At 53.1% G+C, this 21,815-nt stretch carries 21 protein-coding genes; 9 read left to right on the top strand and 12 right to left on the bottom strand.

All coding sequences use genetic code 11. From position 1 onward, the window contains the following. The first annotated feature begins 485 nt into the window (after positions 1-485). Complete coding sequence (locus tag ACCI51_RS02870; RefSeq protein ID WP_371842525.1) at positions 486-1,343, top strand: carbon-nitrogen hydrolase family protein; 858 nt, start codon at positions 486-488, stop codon at positions 1,341-1,343. A 63-nt stretch (positions 1,344-1,406) separates the two neighbouring features. On the opposite strand, the gene ACCI51_RS02865 is transcribed toward ACCI51_RS02870, so the two are convergent. The 4 genes from ACCI51_RS02865 to ACCI51_RS02850 form a co-directional block, all read right to left on the bottom strand. Then, positions 1,407-2,414 (bottom strand): fumarylacetoacetate hydrolase family protein, encoded by a 1,008-nt coding sequence (locus ACCI51_RS02865; RefSeq protein ID WP_371842524.1) that lies wholly within the window; start codon positions 2,412-2,414, stop codon positions 1,407-1,409. Next, positions 2,411-2,971 carry a VOC family protein gene (locus ACCI51_RS02860; protein ID WP_371842523.1) on the bottom strand — a complete coding sequence of 187 codons (561 nt, stop codon included), beginning with the start codon at positions 2,969-2,971 and terminating at the stop codon, positions 2,411-2,413. Before ACCI51_RS02860 ends, ACCI51_RS02865 begins: the two co-directional genes overlap by 4 nt. 14 nt (positions 2,972-2,985) lie before the next feature. Then, positions 2,986-4,065, bottom strand: coding sequence for a 4-hydroxyphenylpyruvate dioxygenase (gene hppD, locus ACCI51_RS02855; protein ID WP_371842522.1), 1,080 nt, complete (start codon positions 4,063-4,065; stop codon positions 2,986-2,988). A 277-nt stretch (positions 4,066-4,342) separates the two neighbouring features. Further along, entirely contained in the window at positions 4,343-4,597 is a 255-nt protein-coding gene (locus tag ACCI51_RS02850; RefSeq protein ID WP_299584857.1) for a hypothetical protein, read from the bottom strand. Positions 4,598-4,944: 347 nt separating this feature from the next. Here ACCI51_RS02850 and ACCI51_RS02845 point away from each other — a divergent pair, with 347 nt between their 5' ends. Together ACCI51_RS02845 and ACCI51_RS02840 are read left to right on the top strand one after the other, a co-directional pair. Then, positions 4,945-5,925, top strand: a complete 981-nt coding sequence (locus ACCI51_RS02845) for a calcium/sodium antiporter (RefSeq protein WP_371842521.1) — start codon at positions 4,945-4,947, stop codon at positions 5,923-5,925. A 140-nt stretch (positions 5,926-6,065) separates the two neighbouring features. Then, positions 6,066-7,052 (top strand): glycerophosphodiester phosphodiesterase family protein, encoded by a 987-nt coding sequence (locus ACCI51_RS02840; RefSeq protein WP_371842520.1) that lies wholly within the window; start codon positions 6,066-6,068, stop codon positions 7,050-7,052. Positions 7,053-7,058: 6 nt separating this feature from the next. Here ACCI51_RS02840 and ACCI51_RS02835 read toward each other — a convergent pair whose 3' ends face one another. The 8 genes from ACCI51_RS02835 to ACCI51_RS02800 all read right to left on the bottom strand — a co-directional run bounded on the left by ACCI51_RS02835 (position 7,059) and on the right by ACCI51_RS02800 (position 13,214). Next, complete coding sequence (locus ACCI51_RS02835) at positions 7,059-7,382, bottom strand: chaperone modulator CbpM (protein ID WP_371842519.1); 324 nt, start codon at positions 7,380-7,382, stop codon at positions 7,059-7,061. A gap of 2 nt (positions 7,383-7,384) precedes the next feature. Next, entirely contained in the window at positions 7,385-8,338 is a 954-nt protein-coding gene (locus ACCI51_RS02830; RefSeq protein ID WP_371842518.1) for a DnaJ C-terminal domain-containing protein, read from the bottom strand. Positions 8,339-8,555: 217 nt separating this feature from the next. After that, positions 8,556-8,924, bottom strand: a complete 369-nt coding sequence (locus tag ACCI51_RS02825) for a hypothetical protein (RefSeq protein WP_371842517.1) — start codon at positions 8,922-8,924, stop codon at positions 8,556-8,558. 169 nt (positions 8,925-9,093) lie between these two features. Beyond that, positions 9,094-9,492, bottom strand: coding sequence for a DUF4019 domain-containing protein (locus ACCI51_RS02820; RefSeq protein ID WP_371842516.1), 399 nt, complete (start codon positions 9,490-9,492; stop codon positions 9,094-9,096). Between the two features lie 90 nt (positions 9,493-9,582). Further along, a complete protein-coding gene (locus ACCI51_RS02815; RefSeq protein ID WP_371842515.1) occupies positions 9,583-11,292 on the bottom strand; it encodes a flotillin family protein in 1,710 nt (569 codons plus the stop codon). Next, positions 11,293-11,946 (bottom strand): YqiJ family protein, encoded by a 654-nt coding sequence (locus ACCI51_RS02810; protein WP_299584865.1) that lies wholly within the window; start codon positions 11,944-11,946, stop codon positions 11,293-11,295. It abuts the gene before it with no gap. Further along, positions 11,946-12,608 (bottom strand): PspA/IM30 family protein, encoded by a 663-nt coding sequence (locus ACCI51_RS02805; RefSeq protein WP_371842514.1) that lies wholly within the window; start codon positions 12,606-12,608, stop codon positions 11,946-11,948. Before ACCI51_RS02805 ends, ACCI51_RS02810 begins: the two co-directional genes overlap by 1 nt. A gap of 147 nt (positions 12,609-12,755) precedes the next feature. Beyond that, positions 12,756-13,214 (bottom strand): hypothetical protein, encoded by a 459-nt coding sequence (locus ACCI51_RS02800; protein WP_299584867.1) that lies wholly within the window; start codon positions 13,212-13,214, stop codon positions 12,756-12,758. Between the two features lie 1,084 nt (positions 13,215-14,298). Between ACCI51_RS02800 and ACCI51_RS02795 the strand changes: the two genes are divergently transcribed. From ACCI51_RS02795 to ACCI51_RS02770, 6 genes are all read left to right on the top strand, one after another. Beyond that, positions 14,299-15,930, top strand: a complete 1,632-nt coding sequence (locus ACCI51_RS02795) for a TldD/PmbA family protein (RefSeq protein WP_371842513.1) — start codon at positions 14,299-14,301, stop codon at positions 15,928-15,930. Between the two features lie 38 nt (positions 15,931-15,968). After that, positions 15,969-17,300, top strand: coding sequence for a TldD/PmbA family protein (locus tag ACCI51_RS02790; protein WP_299584869.1), 1,332 nt, complete (start codon positions 15,969-15,971; stop codon positions 17,298-17,300). 25 nt (positions 17,301-17,325) lie between these two features. Beyond that, entirely contained in the window at positions 17,326-18,957 is a 1,632-nt protein-coding gene (locus ACCI51_RS02785) for a TldD/PmbA family protein (protein ID WP_371842512.1), read from the top strand. 211 nt (positions 18,958-19,168) lie between these two features. Next, entirely contained in the window at positions 19,169-19,894 is a 726-nt protein-coding gene (locus tag ACCI51_RS02780; RefSeq protein ID WP_371842511.1) for a DUF4159 domain-containing protein, read from the top strand. 2 nt (positions 19,895-19,896) lie between these two features. Then, the gene (locus ACCI51_RS02775) at positions 19,897-20,907 is read left to right on the top strand and encodes an AAA family ATPase (protein WP_371842509.1); all 1,011 of its coding nucleotides are present in this window, start codon (positions 19,897-19,899) and stop codon (positions 20,905-20,907) included. Positions 20,908-20,912: 5 nt separating this feature from the next. Further along, positions 20,913-21,815, top strand: a complete 903-nt coding sequence (locus tag ACCI51_RS02770) for a DUF58 domain-containing protein (protein WP_299584873.1) — start codon at positions 20,913-20,915, stop codon at positions 21,813-21,815.

Genomic DNA, 21,815 nt, shown 5'->3' with positions numbered 1-21,815 from the left:
AAGCAGAAAAGTTTCGGAGCAAAAAGGCAAAGCCAGAACTTTTTAAATCGACTCTGACACTATTTTTATAGGCCGCATAAACTTTGAGTTTGGAAGAAAACTCGAAGAACAACTAGTCAAATTTAATCGATTAAACCAATGCTTTTTTGATCAGCATCTTGTAAATTTGGTCAATTTGCAGAAAGACTTGTTACGTCTTAACTATGAAATGAGATTTTAGTCGCGCAATAGAAACAGGGTAATTACTATTTACGCTAACTGTATATACAAAACCATCCAGTTTTATAATTGCTTAAAAGATATCAGCATAAAAGTGTTTTTAGCCTACACGATCAGGCCAACGCACAGTTCTCTTCGGCTTTATTGGCGAATGGATAGCTTTTCCTTGGTAGTGAACATGCGTTTTCCCCTGTCGGATCCTAGCTATCCTTGCAGTCTATAGAAACTGCAGAGGTAGTAACTGCAAAAAAATCGGGAAAGGCACTGTGATAGATTTTTCTGTCGGAGCGGTACAGATGACCAGCGGGGAGAATGTTTCTGACAATCTCGCACAAGCCCACAAGTTACTTAGGGAAGCAGCTAGTCGCGGCGCGCAATTGATACTGCTACCGGAGAATTTCGCCCATGTCTCAGATGGGAGCAGCTATATCGTAGCTGAGCCTCACTCCCCTAAAGATGAAATCAGCGCAGACAAACAGCCTATTCAGCACGCACTACAGCGCTGGGCTGCGGAGCTGGGTGTCTGGCTAGTGGCTGGTTCGGTGCCTTTATTGACGCGGGCCAATGGCACCGCAACCGAGGGCAGACGCAGTCGCTCGGCGTGTCTACTCTATGATGATCGCGGTGCGTTGCGGGCCCGTTACGATAAAATCCACCTATTCGATGCGGAAGTTGGGGACGCTACGGGAAGCTATCGCGAATCCGCCAGTATTGAACCCGGTGATGAACCCTGTGTAATAAGCTTGCCTTGGGGGCAGCTCGGGCTAAGTATCTGTTTTGACCTGCGCTTTCCCGAACTCTACCGGCAATTGGCAATAACTGGCGCGGAAATTTTTGTGGTGCCTGCGGCGTTCACTCACGCGACCGGACAGGCACACTGGATGGCATTATTGCGAGCGCGCGCCATCGAGAATGGCTGTTTTGTGATTGCGGCCAACCAGGGCGGCGTGCACTCAGAGAAAAGACGTACCTGGGGACATTCTATGATTATTGATCCCTGGGGAGATGTGCTCGCTGAAGCCTGCGAGGGGGAGGCTGTGATCACCGCCCGGCTGGATGCTGAAAGACTGGCCACGGTGCGACGTCAAATGCCGCTGCTCTCCATGCGCCGGCTCGGAGTCTAAATAAAAAAAGGACACCCAACGAGTGTCCTTTTCCAAGATCTCAGCCGTGACGAAATGGCGGGGTTAAATCTGCTCCACCGTCTGTTCGATACGCCCAAAAATAGATTGGCCCTCACCATCCAACATCTCAATGGCGATGGTATTGCCAAAATCCATAAATGGAGTGCTGGGCGAACCATTCTGGATAGTCTCGATCATGCGGATCTCGGCGATACAACTATAACCAACACCACCCTCCGTCACTGGTTTACCCGGCCCGTTATCTAACTTATTGGAAACAGTGCCGGAACCAATAATGGTACCCGCGCAGAGTGGACGGGTTCTGGCCGCGTGAGCGATCAACTGACCGAAATGGAAGGTCATATCCACACCCGCATTGGGCTCGCCGAACTTCTCCCCATTTAAGTGCGAAAGCAACGGCAAGTGCAATTTGCCCTCGCGCCAGTTTTCACCTAATTGCTCAGGTGTCACGCACACCGGCGAGAAGGCACTGGAGGGCTTGGACTGGTAAAAACCAAACCCCTTGGCCAACTCCGCTGGGATTAAGCCGCGCAGTGAAACGTCGTTCACCAACATCACCAATTTGATGTGGGAGAGTGCATCCTCGGCGGACACCCCCATGGGCACATCGTCGGTGATCACGGCGATTTCCGCTTCGAAGTCGATACCAAAGCCTTCGCTTTGCGGCATGGTGACCGGCTCGCGTGGGGCCAGGAAGGTATCGGAGCCACCCTGGTACATCAGTGGATCACTGTAAAAGCTCTCAGGCACTTCGGCACCGCGGGCTTTGCGCACCAGTTCCACATGATTGATATAGGCGCTGCCATCGGCCCAGTGGTAGGCGCGCGGCAGGGGGGATGCACACAGACTCTGCTCAAAAGGCTCGCCGGCAATTTCACCGTTGTGCAGCCGTTCGTGCAATTTCTCCAGCTCGCCGCTCACTGCAGCCCAGTTATCCAGCGCGCTCTGCAGAGTAGGTGCCAGATCACCGGCCGGGACCATGCGGGTAAGGTCGTCGCTGACGACCACCAGTTGGCCGTCGCGGCCTGATTTAAGGCTGGCTAACTTCACTGTGCCTCCCCTTCTATTTTTTCTACAAATTCTTCTTCCCCGTGCATCCAGGCGGCGTGCCTCGGGGCTGTTTTCGTACGCGACCACTCTTCCAACATATCCTCGGCCACCCGCTTCAGCTCACTGTGCATACCGGGCTTGGCGGTGTTGGCGGCCAGCTCAATGCGGTGGCCGTTGGGGTCGAAGAAATAAATCGATTGGAAAATCGTATGATCGGTTGGGCCGAGTACATCGACCCCAGCCGCTTCCAGTCGCTCTTTGGTCGCGAGCATTTCTTCCATCGACTCCACTTCGAAGGCGATGTGCTGCACCCACTTGGGAGTATTCTCATCGCGCCCCATCTCCGGAGAGTTGGGAATTTCGAAGAAGGCGAGCACATTCCCCATACCCGCATCCATAAAGACATGCATGTAAGGGTCCGGCTCACCGGTCGAGGGTACTTCGTTTTCGGCAATGGCCAGCTGGAAGTCCATACCGAGAAGATCGCGATAAAATTCTACGGTCTCCTTGGCGTCCCTGCAGCGATACGCCACGTGGTGAATGCGCTTAATGCCCATTGAAGCCTCCGGTTTTATTCCTTTTCTTTAATAACGCCGCGCTTGAGCTGGTCGCGCTCAATGGATTCGAACAGAGCCTTGAAGTTGCCCTCGCCAAACCCTTCATCTTCCTTGCGCTGGATAAACTCGAAGAAGACCGGACCGAGCATATTGGCAGAAAAAATCTGCAGCAACAGGCGCGGTTGGCCACCTTCGGTGGTGCCATCGAGCAGGATACCGCGGCTCTGGAATTCCTCGGTAGGCTCACCGTGGCCTGGCAGACGCTCTTCCAGCATTTCGTAGTAGGTCTCCGGTGGCGGAGTCATAAACTCCATACCCTGCTCTTTCAAACGGTCCCAACAAGCCAGCAAATCATCACAGGCAAAGGCGATATGCTGGATGCCCTCGCCGTTGTACTTCATCAGGAACTCTTCGATCTGACCGCCACCACCGGCCGCCTCTTCGTTCAGGGGGATACGGATCTTGCCGTCCGGCGCAGTCATGGCCTTAGACAGCAGACCGGTGTACTCGCCCTTGATATCGAAGTAGCGAATCTCGCGGAAATTAAACAGGTCTTCGTAGTACTTGGCCCAGTAGTCCATGCGGCCGCGGTACACATTGTGGGTGAGGTGGTCCAGGGTGTGGAAACCACAGCCCTCGGGCCGGCGGTCTACACCCTCTTCCCAGATAAAATCGATATCGTAGATGGATTTCCCATCCTCGTAGCGGTCGATCAAGTACAAGGTGGCACCGCCGATACCTTTGATGGCTGGCAGCTTAAGCTCCATCGGGCCGGTCTGTAGATCCACCGGCTGCGCGCCCTTGGCCAGGGCCGCCTCATAGGCGAGCTTGGCGTCCTTCACGCGGAAGGCCAGGCCGCAAGCGGAGGGACCGTGCTCCTGGGCATAATAGTAAGCGTGACTGTTGGGCTCGTAGTTGGTAACAAAATTGATGTCACCCTGGCGCCATAGCGTCACATCTTTGGAGCGGTGGCGGGCAACTTTCACAAAGCCCATTGCCGTAAATACGGTCTCGAGAATGCCCTTTTCTGGCGCGGTAAATTCTACAAATTCGAAGCCATTCAGACCCATTGGGTTTTCAAATAAGTCGGCCATGCAGTCCTCCGTCTCTTATCATCGCGGCGCCATTTATCGAGGCTGCACGCTGGTTAACTTGAAGCGCAAACGAAGTTAGTTGCAGATGTAACTAATGTCAAGTATCCCAGCACCGCAGTCCAAGAGAGATTATCTGGTCACATTAGGATCTAGGGAGAGGCCGGTTTTTGGCATCTTTGAGGGTGCAGACAGCGAGAGGATTCACAGGGAAGGTGAAAAGAAAGTTGAAACGGCAGGTGCAGCACAGGTCTCTAGCCCCGCGCCACACCCGCTATTACTAGCGCTCTTTACGGGCACATTTACCATTATCCGTTCGACACATATGGTCTTTGTGAAACTTACCGCTCATCTGGTCACACTGGGACTTGGTGACATCGCCGGCACAGGCGCTTTCCGCATGCTGGCAGCATCCGGTTTCGGCAGTGCCCATCCCGCTCTTGTCCATCGACTCATCCTTTTTCCTCTGCTCACAGGCGGACAGGGTCAACACCAGCGCAGCGGCCAGTATTCCAATTGAAGCTTTGAGTTGCATATAGGCCTCCTAACTACCCGGCGAGTGGCCGGTGACATGGATATCGCGGAAACCGCCGCTCATGGTTCGGTGCGACCCGCGTAAACATACCCGACATCTCCACCAACTGAGCGAGCTTGCACCGGGGTACAAAGCCTCTCAGCCATCCCGTAGATTTACCGGGCCATGCATTGACTGTAGCCCACACTGGCAGCAGAACTATCTGACTGACGGGACATTTTCGATTATTTACACATATCGCGCCGATCCCCGCGGCAATCCACTGATTGTGGCGCCGAGAGCCGGTACAATCGCCTCCCGTTTGTCGGGCTATGCCCCAATCCGCCTGTATCTATTGAGGATCGCCTATGCTTCTCGCCGCTCTCGCCATTATCGCCGGCTTTATTGTGCTGGTCTGGAGTGCCGACCGCTTCGTTGAGGGCGCCGCAGCCACAGCCAAGCACGCCGGAATGCCCACACTGCTGATCGGCATGGTGATCGTTGGCTTCGGCACATCCGCCCCAGAGATGGTGGTATCCGCCATCGCCGCCCTGGACGGCAGTCCCGGCCTGGCCCTGGGTAACGCCTACGGTTCCAATATCGCCAACACCGGCCTGATCCTCGGTCTGAGCGCACTCCTCATCCCCCTCACCGTACACTCAAAGATTGTGCGCAAGGAGCTACCTCTTTTACTGGCCATCACTTTGTTGAGCGGCGCTTTCCTGTGGAATGACAAATTGGAGCGCTGGGAGGGCATCATCCTTCTTCTGGGCTTCTTCGCTCTTATCGGTTGGAGCATTTTCTCCGCCCTGCGCGGCAAGGGCGATCAGCTCGAAGGGGAAGTAGCCGGTGAGCTGGAAGAACATTCCATGCCTCTGGGCCGGGCGATCTTCTGGGTAGTGGCCGGCCTGATACTGTTGATTATCAGCTCTCGTATGCTGGTTTGGGGCGCGGTGACCATTGCCGAATCACTCGGCGTCAGCGACCTCATTATTGGTCTCACCATCGTCGCCCTGGGTACCTCCCTACCGGAGCTGGCAGCCACCATCGTGGCCGCACGTAAGGGCGAGCACGATATCGCCATCGGCAATGTGGTCGGCTCCAATATGTTTAATCTGCTTGCCGTAGTGGGCATCGCCGGCACTATTGCCCCCATGTCCAGCGTACCGCCTGAAGTGCTCTCCAGGGACTGGCCCATGGTCATCGGCCTGACCATCGCCCTGTTCATTTTTGCCTACGGCTTCCGCGGCCAGGGGCGTATCAACCGCTGGGAGGGTGCTGCGCTTTTAACGGCCTATCTTGTCTATACAGGCTACCTGATCAGCACGATTACTAAGGCCGCCCTGTAATTTGAGTTGGGGTGGCCCCTGGCCACCCTGCCCTCCCGCCTGAATTCGCCCTAATTTGCCCTCCCCACGCCCATTTTCACCGGCTATAGCCAGCTAATATTGGCGGCAGGTGATAACCGATAAGTGGCGAGGCTCCTCAAATGCAACGAAACACAATCTTTAAAGTCTGTACCCTGGCGGGTCTATTCGGTGCAGGCATAATCTATCTGATGAATGCTTCCTGGCTGGCCCCAATTCCGCAGGGAAAACCCACTTTGATATCCCACCGAGGCGTGTACCAGACCTACAACCGAGAAAATCTGGCGCGGGACGAATGTACCGCTACCCGTATCTACCCTCCGCAACACACCTATCTGGAAAACACCATCGCCTCGATGGAGGCCGCTTTTGCCAACGGGGCAGATATTGTCGAGATCGACATCCACCCCACCACCGATGGCGAGTTTGCGGTATTCCACGATTGGACCCTGGACTGCCGCACAGATGGCACCGGCATCACCCGCGAGCACTCCTTGGCAAACCTGAAGACCTTGGATATCGGCTATGGCTACACCTTTGACGGCGGCATCACTTTCCCATTTCGCGGCCAGGGCATCGGCCTGCTACCCAGTTTGCAAGAAGTCCTGCAGCAATTCCCCGGCAAACCGTTTCTACTCAACATTAAAAGCAATGATCCTACGGAAGCGGAGAAACTGGATGCCTACTTGCGCCGGTATCAGTTACCCATCAATTCCCGCCTGATGGTCTACGGCGGCGCTCGACCAATCCACAGACTCCGGGAGCTGCGACCCGACGCGCTGGCCTTTAGTAGAGACAGCGCAAAGAAATGTGCGCTGAGGTATTGGCTGATTGGATGGAGTGGCTATATTCCCCAGACCTGTCGCAACAGTATTGTCATGGCACCCAACACCTGGCATTGGGCATTCTGGGGCTGGCCAAACCGCTTTATCGACCGGATATCCCGCAGCGGCAGTTTTGTCATAGTGCTGGATTATCGTGGCGACAAGAATGGCCTTACCGCCATCTACCAACCAGAAGATTTAAATTACCTGCCCGAAAATTACAACGGCGTTATCTGGGTTGAGAAAATTGAAGTGATTGGTCCGCTTTTTCAAGCCGGACGATAGATATAGCTATTTTTTTCGTCGCTGCTCCAACCGTGCCAGGTGCGCCTGCAGTCGCTCAATCTCTTCGAGCAGTTCAATAGCCAAGGCCGCGCCTGCCAAATTGACGCCGAGGTCCCTCTCCAGGGTGTAGGCCCGACGAACCCGGCGCACACAAATACCACTAAAATGCCATTGCGGCTCCCGCTGACGGGGCTCAATAACCCCCTCTTCTACTAGGGCAATAATCCGCTCCGCCGGAACCCCGCAAGCGCGGCACAATTCGCTGAGACTCAGTTCGCTCTCTTCATCCAGGAGAACACCAGTGACCCGCTCGAATTTTTTGATCTTCATTTTCAGCCCCCCATCCACTTGCGCGCATTAAATTCGAATGCCTCGCTGAGTTGCCGATAAGCATCGCGCTGAGCGTCGGTATTAGCCGGTGGCGTTACCGTCTGCAGCACCACATACATATCCCCCGGCTGCTTGGCGGGAATCCCCCGTCCTTTCAGACGTAGCCTCTTACCATTGTCACTGTTGGCCGGAATCGTCAACTTAACCGGGCCGTCCGGTGTGGGCACCTGTACCTTGGCACCCAAGGCAATTTCCCAGGGCGCCAAAGGCAACTCCAAGTAGACCGTCTTAGCTTCTGTGCGGTACAAAGAATGGGGGTTAAAGCTAATTTCTAAATAAAGATCACCGGGCTTGCCACCACCGATGCCCGGTTCACCCTGCCCGGCAAGGCGAATTTGCTGACCTTCGGTAATTCCCTTGGGAATTTTTACGTTGAGGGTACGCTCTTGCATTTGCGGGCGCCCATCAGGGCCCAATACCGAATGCTTAAGAGTGATCTGGCGGGCACCACCGCGATAACTGTCTTCCAAGTCTATGGCGATACGCGCATAAGTATTTTCACCTTGCGCGCTATACTGGCGCCGCTGCCTGCGGCCATAATTTTGACTGAAGCCACCACGACCAAAAAGACTTTCAAAGAAGTCGCTGAATGCCTCACTATCGGCCTCGGTATAACCGCCGCCGTGGAATTCAAAACCCTGATCCCAATTCGGCGGTGGCTGGAAGTCCTGACCGGACTGGAAACCACCACCCAACTGATCATAAGCCGCGCGCTTCTCAGGATCTTTGAGCACCTCGTAAGCTTCGTTAACTTCTTTGAAGCGCTCCTCCGCATCCTTCTCACTGCTGACATCTGGATGATATTTACGCGCCAACTTACGATAGGCACGCTTTATCTCCGCCTGATCAGCATTGCGCTCCAGACTGAGAATCTTGTAGTAATCCTTGTATTCCATGGCTTTAATAAAAGCCGATGATGGGACTATTTGCCATCATACTTGACGATTGGGTCTGTAATTCAATAAAGAATCTGGATACTGGTGGGGGCTGGTAATAAAAAGCTTATAACTAGCAGCTGTAGTGCTCGTATAAATACGAATCATTTATACGTATTTTCTTAAACAGAAATCGATTCATTTGGCGCCGATGGATCACCGACGCCAAACACTAAACTTAATGTCCAGTTTCATACCGCATTTCTGCCTGCACATATTCGATACTGCCATCCACATAATGAATATATGCTTGAGCTTCATTTAATGCATAAGCTCTAACCGTCACACCGCATGATAATCCCGAGTTACAGCCTTTCACCCAATTAATTCGATCAATGGACTTGGTGATATTTGTGATGCTCCATTGACCCGAGGTGGAATTTCCGAAACTAAAATCTATTCCAGTACAAATGGAAGTGCCATTCCCCCTTACATGCCCCCCAGATTTGACATTGAGCTGACAAACAAGATCAGCAGAAAATGCCGGCACGGCTAAGGATGAGACAGTTATCAGAGAGCCTGCTAATAAAAAATTTTTGATATTCATATTCCTAACCTAGTTATTTTTATTTACTTTTTTAGGCGGCTGTTAAAAAACAACCTCAGTGAGCATATCACCAGAATTTATTCTTTCATACGCATAAAAAACCCGGAATCACTAGAATGAAACCGGGTTAACAGTGACCATATTGGAATATTTTTAATAAATTTTTCTGTTAACGGATGTAATATCCTATGGCCATCCAGTTGCCTCCAACCTTCTGCAGAGTCAGTGTTTCACTCGCTTTTTTCATATGTTCAAACTGACTATCAAAGACCACAACACTATAATTTCCATCGGGGGCCCCAGGCAGGCTATTTGTCTCGGTAACACTCTGCATTTCCCGCAGCAATAAACTCCCTAATGGTTTTCGCACACTGGCCAGTTTCTCCGACCAACTATCACGAGTTAGGTACTGCTGGAAAAGCGGTCCACTGTTATCCCAACTTTCAAGATACTTTTCTCTATCGATTACCTGTAGCCAGTTTTTGGCATCATTTATCACGCCGGTATTGTCTGCCCAAACTGATATGGAAATTAAAGTCAAAAAGATAAGGGCCAAGAGATTTTTCATAGGAATTCCTTTTCCTGAAATTTACCCAGTAATACATACCTCATTAGAATAGGCAGCAACTCAGTTGCCGCCAGAAAAATTAAAAAATGATTAAGAATCCACTTTCGCTGGATGACTCAGATTGCCAACACCCGCCTCTTTCAGCAAGGAATCTACCAGAGGTGCCATAGCGCGATGCTTGAGGGCACTGCCCACCAGGGCTTCAGGTAAACTTTGCCCTTTGCCTTCGGCATCACCATCTAGGATGCCGGTACTGGCTCTGCCATCGACACCGTTTAATCCCTCGACAGAGATAATCTTCATGCCCTCGATACTCTCCATGGGCTTGACGCTCTCACGGATAATATTAGGCAGATTCTCATGCAAGCTGAGTACTTTCTTCAATGCAATCTGTGCTTCGTTGAGGCTGTTGTAAGCCTCATTCATCAGGCGTTGGCCCTCGGCATCTACCGCGTACTTCTCGCGGTCCGCTTCAACTTTGATGCGAATCGCTTCGGCCTCGGCGGTAGCTTGCAGACGTAAAGCTTCCGCTTTGTCTTCCGCAGCCATTTTTTCCGCTTCCGCCATCACCTTGATACCCGTGGCCTGACGTTCGGCAACCTTCTGTGCTTCGATAATTTCAATGAGTTTATCCCGCTCAGCCACTTCCACATCTTTGGCAGTGCGCACCTGTTCCTCGGCTTTTACTGATCCAGCCAGTGCCACATTGGCCTGCTGATCCGCCAGGGACTGCTCCTTGGACTTTTCTGCAACCGCAATGGCCCGCTCCTGCTCGGCGATCTCCACAGATTTTTGTTTGGAGATACGCTGCTCTTCCAAAATACGCGCGCGTTCGATTTCCTGTTCTTGCAGGCGACGTTCCTTTTCAATCTCTAACAGCTTGGTGGCCTGTTCAGCGGCAATCTGCGATTGGCTGACTTCACGCTGGGCTTCAATTTCGGCTTTGCGCGCTGCACGATCCTGTTCAGCCAGTTCACGGGCAATATCCGCTTTTTGAGCAGCCTCACGATTTTCCAGTTCGCGTTGTTGCTCCAGGTATGCGTACCGTTTTTCCTTATCGATTTCTAATTTCTGGCGCTCTGCTTCGAGATTTTTCTTCTCGATCTGCACCATGGTTTCCTGTTCGACATCGTTCACTTCCTTACGACGCGCTTCAATAGAGCGGGTCATACTGGCGAGGCCTTCAGCATCGAATACGTTATCTTGGTTAAAAAACTCTTTATGCGTCTGATCCAGACCTGTAAGAGATACCGCTTCCAGCTCCAATCCATTTTTTAATAGATCTTCGGAGACCACCTGTTGCACTTTCTGCACAAATTGACTGCGCTGCTCATGCAGTTCGGCCAGTTCCATTTCTGCCGCCACCGAGCGTAGGGCATCGACAAATTTACCCTCGATCATTTCCTTTAGGGCTTCTGGGTCCAGGGTGCGCAGGCCCAGGGTCTGCGCCGCATTGGCAATGGCATCGGTATCCGGTTTGACCCGGAGATAAAATTCGGCAAGCACATCGACACGCATACGGTCCTTGGTGATCAGCGCCTGGTGCTCTTTGCGTGATACCGCAAGGCGCAGGGTATTCATATTCACCGGAATAATTTCGTGTAATACGGGCAACACCAGAGCGCCGCCATTCATAATCACTTTTTGCCCCCCCATACCGGTGCGCACAAAAGAGCGCTCTTTGGAGGCGCGGGTATACAGACGCGCGAAGATACTACCGATCACAATCAGGCCAACCAGCACGGCACCGGCAATAAATACTACGACGGGAAGGTTTCCTATCACTGTTAAGTTCTCCATTTAATTGTTCTCTATGAGGTGTTGGCTGCTCGGCCGCGTTACTCGAAAATGAACGCCAAGCTCTTCGACCAATAACACCTTTTCCCCCTGGTTAAAAATTTCAGTTTCATCCGGCTCTACCATCACATAGTGGGTAGTGCCATATTCATCGCGAAAACGAGCCTCTGCAGGGGAACCCGACTCGGCCCTGCCAATAGTAATAACCGCCACGCGACCTATAAATGAATCACGTCCAACGGCTTGGCTTTCATCGCCAACGGCAAAACGCCGCAGCACATTACCGACAAAGCGCACCTGTGGTAACGCCAGAAAAAACACCCCCAGCGCTAATAGCCCACCCGGTAACAGCAGATTAAAAGTGGACTCGACCAGCATTTGTATTAGCAGGCCACTGACCCCAAAGCTGACGAGGAAGGCCACCAGCAGGATCAAAGCTGGTACCTCACCAAAACGGAGCCAACCCAACAGTTTGGTCAGCCCCCCAGACAATCCGCTGTCGGGCACATCCATATCAAAATCCGGCAGCAAATTGTCGAGCAGATCTGAAATACCGATGCCTATCAATGTCATCACCCCCTCAAGAAGGGCAATCATCAGCATCAATACCAGAGCACCGGTAAAAATCAGATTTTGATCTTGTAACAGGAATACCATCAGGACCCCGATTTAATCTTGGCTAAACGTTCTTTAATACGATTGCCGCGCGCCAGCTCTTCAAGCTCGGCCAATTTTCTGGCGTCTATACCAGATTTTGATGTGTATACCCCGGCGCGATCCAGTATCCGATTGAAAGCATCGGTCGCCTGCTCCACCTGGTTTTCTGTTTTGCGGCTGGTTCCGCGCCCTGCCTCACTTACGCCATTGGCCACATGTTCGTTGGCCTTGATAAACTCCTTGAGCTGCTCGCGCATCTCGCGTTTCTTACCCTGTAGCGCGCTGATATAGGTATTTAATTCCTGCATCTCTGTATCGTTATCGGCAATGGCTTTTTCCAACACCGGCAACTGCACCTCAATATCCATCTGCTTGGCAATGGCGACCTCAGCCAAATCATCACGACTCTCTTTAATGGCTATATCAATCTGCTCGGCGAGAGCACTGTGGCGCTTGTTCTCATCATTAAGTGCTTTGCTGTTGAGATATTTAGCGGCTTCCACCTTACCCAGCTGCTCGCGCACATCGGCTATAGCCTTATCAATCTCGCAAATAGCCTGCTCCATGACCGGATGCGGTGTGCTGCTTTCAACCGTATCTACCAGGGCACTTGCCGATGCGGAAATCAATCGCGATATACGTTTAATTAATCCTTCTCCCATAATTTTCCCCTGCTTCTGTATTTTCTATTTACTGAGACCCATTCAAAAACTGCCTTTCAATGGCTGCTCCAAACGCCATTTATCCCTGGAAAAAGCTGCGTTTTTATCGACACCTATTATGGAAATGGATCAAATCAGTGAGCTGTTTCACTCGGAGACCCTGCTTTTGTTAAGACGCTCTCGGATTTTTAGTACTGACTCCTCATGAATGCTTCTGGGGTTTTCTTGCTGCACTAGTAGTGATATTTTTTCAAGGAAAGCCTCTACCGCGGGCAAGAATGCCTTTTCCAATACTGGAGCCAGTGGCTCGCTATCCGTATTGCTATGTAGAACGGCAGCACTCTCGGCCAGGATCTCCATCACCGCTTCCACCAATATGCTGCGCTGGTTTTCTTCCACATAGCGCGCCTTTATTGGCAACATTGCCTCCGCCGCAAATAGGTAGCTGCTCGCCAGATTTTTTCCACTCAATGATTCCCGAGCCAGGGCAATCACTTCGCGCACTTTTTCACTTTGGGTGATCGCGCCATTGCGGTCGATTGACATCAAATAGGTGTAATCATCAGCTGATAATCGCGCCGATATAGATTGTGACTTATTGAGCATATTGATCCCTTGCTTGCCATGTATACAAAAGTACACACCGCCATACATCGGGTCAATAAAAATCCCTACGACTGATTAGTACGCAAGAACCAGCTGATATTGAAAGTTATACACTCGGCAGCTTTTCTCTCTATAAATAAGGATTTTTTTGTAATCTCCACCCTATAAAACAGAAATTATTTTTACATTACATGCCCTTACAGCAATTAATTTTTCTGGTGATTTCACCGTACCGAAATACTCGGATACGCCGTACCCACAGCTGAGTACAACACCATCATCGCCTGGGGCTGCACCAGGCAAGTACCATCTTAAAAAATAGACTGGATAAATTTTTAGAAGAAGACCCGATATTTCCCCTGCTGAGCGATAGCGATGGTCTGAGGATTGCCTTGTGAAATATCTGCGGCGGTGAATTAAGAAGGATGACCATTTTTCGTTTTCCACCCATCAAAAGGAATAGTGTGTACTACCGAAATCCGCATAATTCAAGGCGATGGCATCTTCAGATTTACCACGCCCAAAATCCTTACAACAAAAGAATATTACCTTCGGTATGGAAGAAAACGCTTCCAATAGTAAATCGCGATCTAATTCGATTTGCCCAAAAGGCCTGTGCCATGAAAATCCCTGATAGCCGGATAGACAGCGCACCAATATCCAAGTACCGGCTCTAAAAATCCAGGCCCGGCGGTCAAGCTCTGGTGCGCACAGGAGATGGCCCCTTACAGACCATTTGCCTGAGAGATCTCCGTACCCGTCCTAACTCACCCAGCCCCATGTACCGCAGTGGTAAGTTACGCATAGAGCCCCCTTTCCCACAGGTACGCGAGCGCGCAGCTCCCTGAATAGGGCCCCTCCTACCGTTGAGCCCCGTTGCTCTGCCTGCGCCAGCTTATCCATTTGCCCTCACTAGACCTCACTTTACCGAGCGCGGACTTTACAAGTGCACAAGGCTCCTGTTACTTGTGTTGCCTGATTCTGTGAACCCATGCGCCGGACAAGTACTCGACAATAGCCGGCACGATAACAATAAACAGACCCCCCAGCGCATTCTTACGCACTGGCGGAACAAAGGTAGCCAATGGAAAGAAGAAAATTCCTCAAGATCGCCGGCGTCGGCTCCAGTGGTCTTTTACTGCCACTACAAGGCGTGCAAGTCAGTGCAGAACAGTTGCTCAACGAGGGCATGCACAGTTCTCACAAGCGGCACTTGGCGGACGTGGTTCTAAATACGGCGCGCAAGGCCGGTGCCAGCTATACCGATGTGCGTATCGGCCGCTATCTCAACCAATACGTGATGACTCGCGAAACCAACGTTGAGAATATCGTCAATACCGAATCCCTCGGCGCCGGTATCCGCGTCATTGCCAATGGCACCTGGGGATTCGCCGCGACAAATGACCTGACTGCTGATGGCGTTGCCCGCGCCGCGCGCCAGGCCGTCGCCGTAGCCAAGGCCAACGCCAAATACCAGACCGAGCCCGTGCACCTGGCGCCGGTGAAAGGTATTGGCGAGGTCTCCTGGCAGACTCCGATTCAGAAAAATGCCCTGCAAGTGCCGATCAGCGAAAAAGTCGATTTTCTGATGGATGTGAACAACGGTGCGCTCAAGGCCGGTGCCAGCTATATCCAATCATCCCTGTACCTGGTGAATGAGCAGAAGTACTTTGCTTCCAGCGATGGTTCCTATATCGATCAAGATATCCACCGCCTGTGGGCACCGATGCAGGTAACGGCCGTAGACAAGAAAAGCGGCGTCTTTAAAACCCGCAATGGCCTGAGTGATCCGGTGGGTAGAGGTTATGAATACCTGGCCGGGCACAAGAAAGACAAAATCCGCGGTCAGACCACGCTCTACAAAGCCTCCTACGATATGGCCGAGGATGCGATGTTGGCCGCCGAGCAGGCCAAGGCCAAGTTATCCGCCAAGTCGATCGATCCGGGCAAGTACGACCTGGTACTGGAGCCCTCGCATCTGTGCCTGACCATCCATGAGTCTGTTGGCCACCCACTGGAGCTGGATCGCGTCCTCGGGTATGAAGCCAACTACGCCGGCACTTCTTTCGCCACCTTGGATAAATGGCGCAGTGGCAAATTCCAATACGGTAGTGACAAGGTCACTCTATTCGCCGACAAAGTACAGCCGGGCTCCCTCGGCGCTGTCGCCTACGATGATGAGGGGGTAAAAACCAAGCGCTGGGATCTTGTAAAAGACGGCGTGCTGGTGAACTACCAAGCCACCCGCGACCAGGTACATATGATCGACCAAAAAGAATCCCACGGCTGCAGCTATGGGGATAGCTGGTCCAGTGTGCAATTCCAGCGCATGCCCAATGTCTCCCTGGCACCGGGCGAGGAAAAATACTCGGCCAAAGATATGATCCGCGATGTGGAGAAGGGGATTTATATCGTCGGGCGCGGCTCCTACTCCATCGACCAACAGCGCTACAACTTCCAGTTCGGTGGGCAGTTGTTTTTCGAGATCAAAAATGGCGAAATTGTCGGCCAGGTTGAGGACGTCGCCTACCAGTCCAACACCCAGGAATTCTGGAACGCCTGCTCCGCCATTTGCGACAGCAGTGACTACCGCTTGGGGGGTACCTTTTTTGACGGCAAGGGTCAGCCCAGCCAGGTGAGTGCGGTATCCCACGGTTGTTCCACCACCCGTTTCGACAAAATCAACGTAATCAATACCAAGCGTAAAATTTCCTGAGCGGCTGCGCACAAGAATAAGTAATTGGAGAAAAAATTATGGCAATTCTAAGTAGAAGTGAAGCGAAGCGTATTCTCGACAAGGTATTAAAATTCAGCCGCGCCAATGAAGCCAGCGCGCAGCTAGCCGGCAGCGAAACCGGCAATATTCGCTACGCGCGCAACAGCGTTTCCACCAGCGGTATCGTCAACGATATCGAGTTGGCCGTCGAAGCCCGTTATGGCAAGAAATCCGGCGTGGCCACCATCAACGAATTCAGCGATGCGTCCCTGGAAAAAGTGATGCGCCGTGCAGAGGAACTGGCCAAGCTCTCCCCCGAAAATCCGGAAGCCATGCCTACGCTGGGTGCTCAGAAGTATGTGAGTGTGGATGGCTATGCCAAGTCTACGGCCGATATCACTCCGGACCAGCGCGCCAAGGCCGCAGCCGATTCCATCATTGCAGCAAAAGAAAAGAAAGTGGTGGCCGCCGGCTACCTCGAAGATGAGCGCGCCTTTGCCGCCGTCGCCACCAGCAAAGGGCTGTTCGGCTACCACGCCTCCACGTCCGCCAACTTCACCGTCACCATGCGTACAGAAGATGGCCTGGGTTCCGGCTGGGCCGAAAGCGATGTCACCGACTTCGGCACGATGAATACCGGCAGTACTTCCTCCGTAGCGATCGACAAGGCCGTACTGTCCCAGGAAGCCCGCGCCCTGGAGCCAGGCAAGTACACCGTCATCCTGGAACCCAATGCGGTCTCTGGCCTGGTGGGTTATATGATGAGTGGTTTCGACGCGCGCAACGCCGATGAAGGCCGCAGCTTTATGAGTAAAAAAGGCGGTGGCAACCGCATTGGCGAGAAGATGTTCGACAAGCGCGTACACTTCTACTCCGACCCCGCCGATCTCAATGTGCCCGCACAGCCCTGGGCCGACAATGACTTTATGCGGCTGGAACGCACCGACTGGATCAAAGACGGTGTCGTGAAAAACCTGGCGCGCAACCGCTATTGGGCGGAACAAAGTAAAGGTGAGGTAGTGCCAGAACCCAACAACCTGATTATGGTTGGCGGCGACAAATCTACCGAGGAACTGATTAAGAACACCCGCCGCGGCATCCTGGTAAGTCGCACCTGGTATATCCGTATGGTCGACCCACAGTCCATGCTGCTCACTGGTCTCACCCGCGATGGCACCTTCTATATCGAAAACGGCAAAATCAAATACCCCGTGAAGAACTTCCGCTTCAACGAAAGCCCGGTGATCATGCTCAACAATATCGAGGATATGGGCATCCCCCAGCGTGTCGGTATGTGGGGCATGTCCGCCATGATCCCCGCACTGAAAGTCCGCGACTTTACCTTCAGCAGCCTTTCCGACGCCGTGTAACAGCCGCCCTATTGAGGATGATGAAATGGACAGAAGAAAATTTCTCCAGCTCAGCGGTGCCGGCCTGGGTGTGTCCATGTTGCCGCTATCCGGCAACCTGGTGGCCGAGAGCAAACTCACCCAAAGTGGTATCGATCTCGCCGTTAAAAAAGAATTTGCCGATGTGGCCCTGAATACGGCCACTAAACTCGGCGCCACTTATGCCGATGTGCGCATTGGCCGCTACCTGAATCAATACGTGGTCACCCGTGAGATGAAGGTTCAGGATGTGGTGAATACCGAATCCATCGGTATGGGGATTCGTGTAATCGCCAATGGCACCTGGGGTTTTGCCGCCACCAACGACCTGACGCCCGATGGCGTCGCCCGCGCCACCCGCCAGGCAGTCGCCACCGCCAAGGCCAACTCCAAGTACCAACAGGAACCGGTGCAATTGGCCCCGGTAAAAGGCCACGGCGAGGTCAGCTGGCAGACGCCGATCCAAAAAAACGCTATGCAGATCCCCCTGGCAGACAAAGTGGATCTGTTGATGGATGTGAACAAGTCCGCCCTGGATGCCGGCGCCAGCTATATCAACTCCATGTTGTACCTGGTGAACGAGCAAAAGTATTTTGCCTCTACCGACGGCTCCTATATCGACCAGGATGTTCACCGTTTGTGGGCGCCCTTCACAGTAACCGCAGTGGACAAGAAAACCGGCGGCTTCCGCACCCGGCAGGGCCTCAGCCAACCGGTCGGACGTGGCTTTGAATACCTGGATGGCCGCGCCGAAGACAAAATTCAAGCGCAGACAGTGCTCTACCGCGATTCCTACGATATGGCCGAAGATGCGCGCCTGGCGGCGCAGCAGGCCCAGGAAAAGCTCACGGCCAAATCGGTCAAACCGGGCAAGTACGACCTGGTGCTGGACCCAAGCCACCTTTGGCTCACCATCCATGAATCCGTCGGCCACCCGCTGGAACTGGACCGGGTGCTCGGCTACGAGGCCAATTTTGCCGGTACCTCTTTCGCCACTATCGATAAATGGCGCAGTGGTAAATTCCAATACGGCAGCGACAAGGTCAACCTGTTTGCCGATAAGGTACAGCCCGGTTCACTCGGTGCCGTCGGCTACGACGATGAAGGCGTGAAGACCGGCAACTGGGATCTGGTAAAAGACGGTGTGCTGGTGAACTACCAGGCCACTCGCGATCAGGTACATATGCTGGGGCAAAAGAAATCCCACGGCTGCTGCTACGCCGACAGTTGGTCCAGTGTGCAATTCCAGCGCATGTCCAACGTTTCGCTGTTACCCGGCAAGGAAGAGCTGAGCGTCGACGATATGATCAAGGATGTGGAAAAAGGCATTTATATTGTGGGTGCCGGTTCCTTCTCCATCGATCAGCAGCGCTACAACTTCCAGTTTGGTGGACAGCTGTTCTACGAGATTGAAGACGGCAAGATTACCGGCATGGTGGAGGATGTCGCCTACCAGTCCAACACCCAGGAATTCTGGAATGCCTGTTCGCAAGTCTGCGACAAAGATGATTACCGCCTGGGTGGTTCCTTCTTTGACGGTAAGGGACAGCCGATGCAAACCAGTGCGGTATCCCACGGTAGTTCCACTGCACGCTTCGACGGTATCAATGTGATTAACACCAAGCGTAAGCTGGGCTAGCCATTGATCCAGGCGGGAGCTGGCCAGCAAACCAATCAGCTCCCAGCATTGAAATAAATGGGTAGAAGGAAAGAAGGTGCTCCGTTCGAGACCGTATGAGGCATGGATGCCGATTACGAGCGTACAGGGATGTATTTACAGCGTGTCTCGAACGGAGCACCTTCTTTCCTTTGCACTCAACAATAAACCAACGCAGTAACCGAGTTATCCCGTGTCCCTCACCCGTAAGGCTTTTCTCCAGCGCCTGATCCTGGGTGGCTGCGCCGCAGCGCTGCCGCTGGGTACACGCGCACAAAATACCGCACCGGCTAGTCCGCAGGAGCACTACGATTTTTATTTCACCCGCTTAATGTACGAATCCGGTGATTGGGATGTAGATCAGCGCATGCCCTCCAACCTGCTCAATTCACTGGTGGAGTACACCAATCTGAGGGTTGATCCTAAAGAGCACATAGTGCCGCTGGCCGATAAAAAAATGCTGCTGGCGCCTTTCTGCTACCTGGCCGGGCACAAGCTGGTGCAGTTCACCACGGAAGAGGCAAAGAATTTTCGCGACTACGTCAATCGCGGCGGCTTTGTATTTGTCGACGACTGCAACCACGATATCGACGGCCTCTTTGCCAAATCCTTCGAAGCACAAATGGCCAAGTTGTTTGGCGAAGACTGCCTGCAAAAACTCACGGACGATCACGATCTCTACCGCTGTTTTTTCCAATTTGATGAATTGCCGGTAACCAGTTTTGAATTAAATGGCTGGGGGGACGATCTGGTACACGACTACCTGAAAGCCATTGTTGTTAACGGCCGCATCGCCGTGCTCTACAGCAACAAGGATTTCGGTTGCGAGTGGGACTACGACTACCGCAACAAGCGCTGGCTCGCCATCGACAATACAAAATTTGCGGTGAACATTGTTATTTACGCACTGACGAGCTGATTATGCTGACTACCTTGGAAAATAGTATCGAACAACAATTGCACAACCTCGACAATCTGCAACAGGAAATTGCGCGGGTGATTGTCGGCCAGAAACCCGTGGTGGAGCAGATGCTCATCTGCCTGTTGGCCGGGGGACACGCCCTACTCGAAGGGGTGCCGGGGCTCGGTAAAACCCTGCTGGTAAAAACCCTCGCCGATGCCAGTGCACTGGATTTCAAGCGGGTGCAGTTCACCCCGGATTTAATGCCGGGCGATATTCTCGGCAGTGAGATCCTCGAAGAGGACCACAGCTCCGGCAAGCGCTTTTTTAAATTCCAGCGCGGCCCGATATTTACCAATATCCTGCTCGCCGATGAAATTAACCGCACCCCCCCAAAAACCCAGGCCGCTCTGCTGGAATCCATGCAGGAGGGCTCGGTCACCGTGAGTGGCAAAACCCTGGCCTTGCCCGATCCCTATTTCGTACTGGCCACACAGAACCCCATCGAGCAGGCCGGGACCTACCCACTGCCGGAGGCACAGCTGGACCGCTTCCTGCTGAATATTCATATCGACTATCCCGATGAACAGGATGAAGTGGAAATCCTGCGCACGACCACCGGCGTCGCCAGGATCAAACCCAGCCCCAGCCTGGATGCCGAGCAACTGTGCGAGATGCAAAAGCTGGTGCGAGAAATTCATGTGAGCGACGACCTCTACCGTTACGCAGCAGCACTGGTGCGCGCGACCCGTATTGAAACCAATGGCAGCGATGCCCTTCAGCAAACCCTGCACCAATGGATCAAGTGGGGCGCCGGCCCCCGCGCGGGCCAGGCACTGATCCTCGCCGCCAAGGCCCGCGCGCTGTTACAGCGGCGCCTCGCAATAACCCGTGAGGATATCCGCAGCCTGTTACTACCGGTACTGCGCCACCGGGTTCTGCTGAGCTTTCAGGCCCAGGCCGATGGTGTGCAGATGCCACAGCTGATCGATGAATTATTGGCGACAGTGCCGGAACCGGGCCGGGACTGATCAACGTGGAATACCTGTCCCCCAAAATCCTCGCCAGCTGCCGCGATCTCGTGTGGCTGTCGCGGCATGTTGCCGAGGGCGTGATGCTCGGCGTACAACACAGCCAGCGCCGCGGTACCGGATTGGAATTTCACCAGTACCGGGGCTACCAGGCCGGTGACTCTATTCGCCATATCGACTGGAAATTGTTTGCCCGCAGCGATCGCTACTATGTGCGCGAGACAGAGCAGGAGAGCCGCATGCACGTCTGCTTTGTACTCGATACCAGCGCCTCGCTGAGGCAGGCGAGCTTTATAGAACCCAGCCTGAATAAACTGCATTACGCCAAATGCTGGATTGCCAGTCTGTGCTGGCTGCTCAACGCCCAAGGGGACAGCTTTTCCCTGTTGGCCCTAAACAATCGACAGACGGTTTATGTACCCGAAGGCCAGGGCGAGAGTCACCAGCGCCAGATCGCCCTGCAATTGCAGCAGCTGACTGCCTCTAACCACTGGCCGGATCAATCCCAACTGGCTCCGCTATGGCAGTACTTCGAGCGCCCCTGCCAGGTGGTTTTGCTGAGTGATTTTTTTGAACAGGACAATGAGATCAGCCATTTCGCCGCACGACTGCACGCCGCCGGCCGCCCCTGCCTGCCGCTGCAATTGTTGATCGAAGCGGAACAGACTTTCCCCTTTGAGGGTGAGCTGAAGTTACTCAACCCGGAAACCAACTCCAGTACCCCAGCAGCTTTGGAGGTGGACGCCGAGCGACAGCGCCAATCGTACCTGGATGCTTTTGCCCGAGCGCAGGCCGAGCTCAAAGCGCGCTTCGCCGTACAGGAATGTTTACTGCAGAGCGATCTTATCGAGCAGCCTGTGGAAAAGTCATTGAGCCAATTTATTCAGCTGCACGGCAGGTTGTGCTGA

The organism is Microbulbifer echini, from assembly GCF_041447225.1.
In the GTDB taxonomy this organism is placed as follows: Bacteria; Pseudomonadota; Gammaproteobacteria; order Pseudomonadales; family Cellvibrionaceae; genus Microbulbifer; species Microbulbifer echini.
The sequence above is the reverse complement of the archived record's forward strand: the minus strand, read 5'-3'. Positions and strand labels throughout refer to the sequence as shown.